The sequence below is a fragment of the Thermostichus sp. MS-CIW-25 genome (assembly GCF_054060015.1).
This window is the reverse complement of the sequence record NZ_JBSSCS010000073.1, coordinates 1-3,267: the sequence shown is the minus strand read 5'-3', so window position 1 is coordinate 3,267 and position 3,267 is coordinate 1. Positions and strand designations below refer to the sequence as shown.

Annotated in this window: 4 protein-coding genes and 1 pseudogene; 2 read left to right on the top strand and 3 right to left on the bottom strand. The window is 60.9% G+C overall.

What is annotated here, in order from left to right; genetic code table 11:
- Positions 1-108: 108 nt before the first annotated feature.
- Entirely contained in the window at positions 109-390 is a 282-nt protein-coding gene (locus tag ACVWZ1_RS14225) for a transposase (RefSeq protein ID WP_457466419.1), read from the bottom strand.
- Between the two features lie 34 nt (positions 391-424).
- On the opposite strand from ACVWZ1_RS14225, the gene ACVWZ1_RS14220 reads away from it, so the two are divergent.
- On the top strand, positions 425-703 hold the full coding sequence (locus ACVWZ1_RS14220) for a CHRD domain-containing protein (protein WP_457466418.1): 279 nt from the start codon (positions 425-427) through the stop codon (positions 701-703).
- Positions 704-806: 103 nt separating this feature from the next.
- Positions 807-1,448 (top strand): DUF305 domain-containing protein, encoded by a 642-nt coding sequence (locus ACVWZ1_RS14215; protein ID WP_457503735.1) that lies wholly within the window; start codon positions 807-809, stop codon positions 1,446-1,448.
- Positions 1,449-1,555: 107 nt separating this feature from the next.
- Here the strand turns inward: ACVWZ1_RS14215 and ACVWZ1_RS14210 are convergent, their stop codons facing one another.
- Both ACVWZ1_RS14210 and ACVWZ1_RS14205 read right to left on the bottom strand, forming a co-directional pair.
- Complete coding sequence (locus ACVWZ1_RS14210; RefSeq protein ID WP_457503734.1) at positions 1,556-2,947, bottom strand: TldD/PmbA family protein; 1,392 nt, start codon at positions 2,945-2,947, stop codon at positions 1,556-1,558.
- A 205-nt stretch (positions 2,948-3,152) separates the two neighbouring features.
- A pseudogene (locus ACVWZ1_RS14205) lies at positions 3,153-3,267 on the bottom strand (IS200/IS605 family transposase); the annotation flags it as partial.

Here is a 3,267-nt window from a genome sequence, read left to right as displayed (position 1 = left end):
GCGTCCTTACCGATGCGCACCCGGGACAGGCCCTCCGTGATGGCCGCTACCTTGCGGGTGGAGACCCCTTGCAGGTACATCTCCAGCACCGCTTCCGCTTTGGGGCCCCTACCCCAAATGAACCGCCACCTCCCCGGTCATCCGCTTGCACCGCTCAAAGACCTCGGTCAGGAAAGTCCCCTCCCGGTCCCGGGGTACCCGGAGCTGGGCGATCCTGCCCGCCGGCGTGATGAGGTCCCGGGTGTAGTAGCCGTTCCGCTCCCCGCGGCGGCTTGGGGTGCGCTCACGGTAACCCGCAGCCAGGTGCTCGGTCATCTCTTCTTCCGACACCTGCTCAATGACGGCCTTGACCCCTTCCCGGATGCGCCGGCTGATCTCCTCCTTGGTCAACCTCTTGAGCTCCTCTCGGTCCATTCCGCCCTCCATGCTTAACCCACAAAATACGCGACACTACCTTGGCCCTGGACATATTCACATTGCTCAGCCGCAGCCAGGACAATCTTTCGCCCAGGCCACAGGGCCGGTGGTCTTTGTCTTGAACATGTTGCCGAATCCAGGCAATCAGTCGGGGAATTTCCGACTGGAAGCCAACCTCACCCCTGAGCAAGTCTCCAGCTTTTTGGCCGGAGCTTACTACATCAACATTCACACGCAGGCCAACCCGCCGGGCGAGTTGCGAGCCCAGGTGGTTTTCCCTCGCTAAATCCTTGGGTAGATCTATTGCCCCTCCTGGGATCCCCCGCGGGAGGGGCTTTAGAATATTGGGACTGTTGTCGTCCTGTTGTCAGGGGGAAATAGCGGTGCTTTTGAACAAGACTGGCCGTAGCCTGCTCCTTGCCAGTGTGTTTGCCCTCAGCACCACTTGGGCTGGCGGGGAGGGGCCGAGGGCAGAGGCAGCTTCTCATAACCACAATGGGGATCCCTCTGTTCACATGGCTCATTTGATGAGCCTGGGCCCTGCAGATGAATCCTTCGATTTGCGCTTCCTCGATGCCATGATCTTGCACCATGAAGGGGCTGTGCTCATGGCCGAGGAGGCCCTGCAAAAATCCCGGCGGCAGGAGATTCGTCAGTTGGCAGAGGCCATCTTGAGGACCCAAAGCCAAGAAATCGAGCAAATGCGGGCTTGGCGGCTGAGCTGGTACCCAGAAGCTCCCCAGGATCCCGTGATGTGGCATGAGGAAATGGGGCATCTGATGGCCATGACCCCAGAAATAATCTCCTCCATGCGCATGGACACAGACCTGGGAGCCGCCGACCCGGAGTTTGACCGGCGGTTTCTGCAGGCCATGATCCAACACCATGAGGGGGCCTTAAGCATGGCCAAAGAGGCCTTGGAGAAATCCCAGCGCCCCCAGGTTCGCCAACTGTCAGAGGCAATTTTGGCCACCCAGCAGGCGGAGATTGAGCAGATGCGTGCTTGGGAAAAGCAGTGGTACCCGCAGTAGCGCAGGAACGGTTACAGGGATCCCTACCCCATCGATAGATTTGTCAGATTTGTCTAGGTGCGCTGCCCTGCTGGCGCAACCGCCGTCCCAAGTGCCCGGGAAAGCTCCTAGGCAGGTTGCTGTCCGCCCACAATGGCCCGACAGCGAATGTAGGGGCCGCCCGCATCCACCTTGGCCGGTTGACCCTTGCCACAATGGCCGGATCCCAAGTCCCACAGGAAGTCCCGCGAGACGGCATCCACCGATTGCAGCACCTCAAAAGCATTGCCGGTGATGGTGACACCGCGCAGCAACTCCGCCAGCTTGCCATCGCGAATGCGGTAGGCCCGCTCTACCCCAAACATAAACTCGCCCGTGGAGTCCGCCTGCCCGTTCCTGGCCCCATCCAGGAAGTAGCCATCGGGAGTGCTGGCAATGATTTCCTCTAGCGTTTGGGATCCGGGTTCAATGAAGGTGTTGCGCATGCGGATCAAAGGCTCATCGGCATATTCCCAGGCGCGGGCATTGCCGGTGGGCTCTACGCCAAAGTGGGCAGCAGTTTCGCGGTTGTGGAGATAGCTGACCAGAATGCCGTTTTGGATGATGGTGGTGCTTTGGGTAGGAACGCCCTCGTCGTCCACAGGAAGGGTTCCCCCTGCCCCCGGCATAAACTCCGAATGGCCGGAGTCTTTGAGAGTAACCCAGTCGCTGGCCACCCGCTGCCCCAGCTTGCCGGCAGCCACAGAACCCGCCAGAACAAAATCCGCCTCGACCGTGTGACCAATGGCCTCGTGCACCAACAGCCCCACGATGGAAGGCGACAGAATAACCGTGGCCCATCCCCCTTCTGCGTAGCCTGCGGACAATAAATCAACCGCGGTAGCAGCCGCCTTTTCCGCCATCTGCAAGGGATGCGAGCGGAACAGGCAATCCCATCCCCCTGTTACCCCAATGGCCTCGGAGCCACTGCTGAGCTGGCCGGCAGCTTCGGCCACCGCCTGAACTCGCAGCTCGGGGCGCACCAGACGAAAGGCCACATCCGCCCCATCGGTGGTGACAATGGCTTTTTCCTCGTAGATCTCGTTGTAGGTGCAACTGGCGGAGCTAATTTGGCGAGAGGCCTGCCGGGCCTGCGCCTCGGTTTCCAAAGCCAACTGGATCTTCGCCTCCAGCGGTTTGTTCAACACCTCCTCCACACCGGGCTCGCAGAACTCCCCTTGGGCCAGCCGCACACTGGGCAGGGATCCCAGCTTTTGTTTGCGGTAGTCGGCGCTGGCTTGGGCGGCACGGCGAGCTTCAGCGATGGCCTCCCGAATGGCAGCCGGCGAGGGATCCCCGGTGGCAGCGAAGCCCCAAGTACCTGCTTCCAACACCCGCACCCCCACTCCGGAACGGCGACGAACCGCGGTGCGCTCAAGGCAGCCCTTCTCGGCAGTGACGCTGCGGAACACCTTGCTGTGGTAGCGCAGTTCCACAAAGCCAGAGCAGTCCCGAAGGATGTCGCGCAGAAGGTCTCGCATAGCAACAGGGAGATGGGTGTAGTCCTCAGTCCAGCATAGCCCGATCCTGGAAAGTCGATGAGCTGCCACGCCGAGTGAAAGCCCCGATCCCGTTCGTGTCAGCAGTGCGGAACATTTTGGCCAGGCCCGCCGTTAGCTAAACCGCCGAGAAGCCCCGCCCTCTGTCCGTAGGACGTATGGACTACGTCCCGCTGAAGCGAACGCGCTAGCGGCGCGGAGCGCTTGGGCCGGGATGAGAGGCGGGAGTACCTTGGCTTTCAATGTACTGGCTCAATGCCGAGACTGTCACCCCACCACATGAAGCGATGAAATAAGATTCA

What these genes read in the sequence shown, in the direction of transcription:
- ACVWZ1_RS14210 (WP_457503734.1), bottom strand. Translation starts at nt 2,947, where the DNA reads ATGCGAGACCTTCTGCGCGACATCCTTCGGGACTGCTCTGGCTTTGTG.
- ACVWZ1_RS14220 (WP_457466418.1), top strand. Translation starts at nt 425, where the DNA reads ATGCTTAACCCACAAAATACGCGACACTACCTTGGCCCTGGACATATT.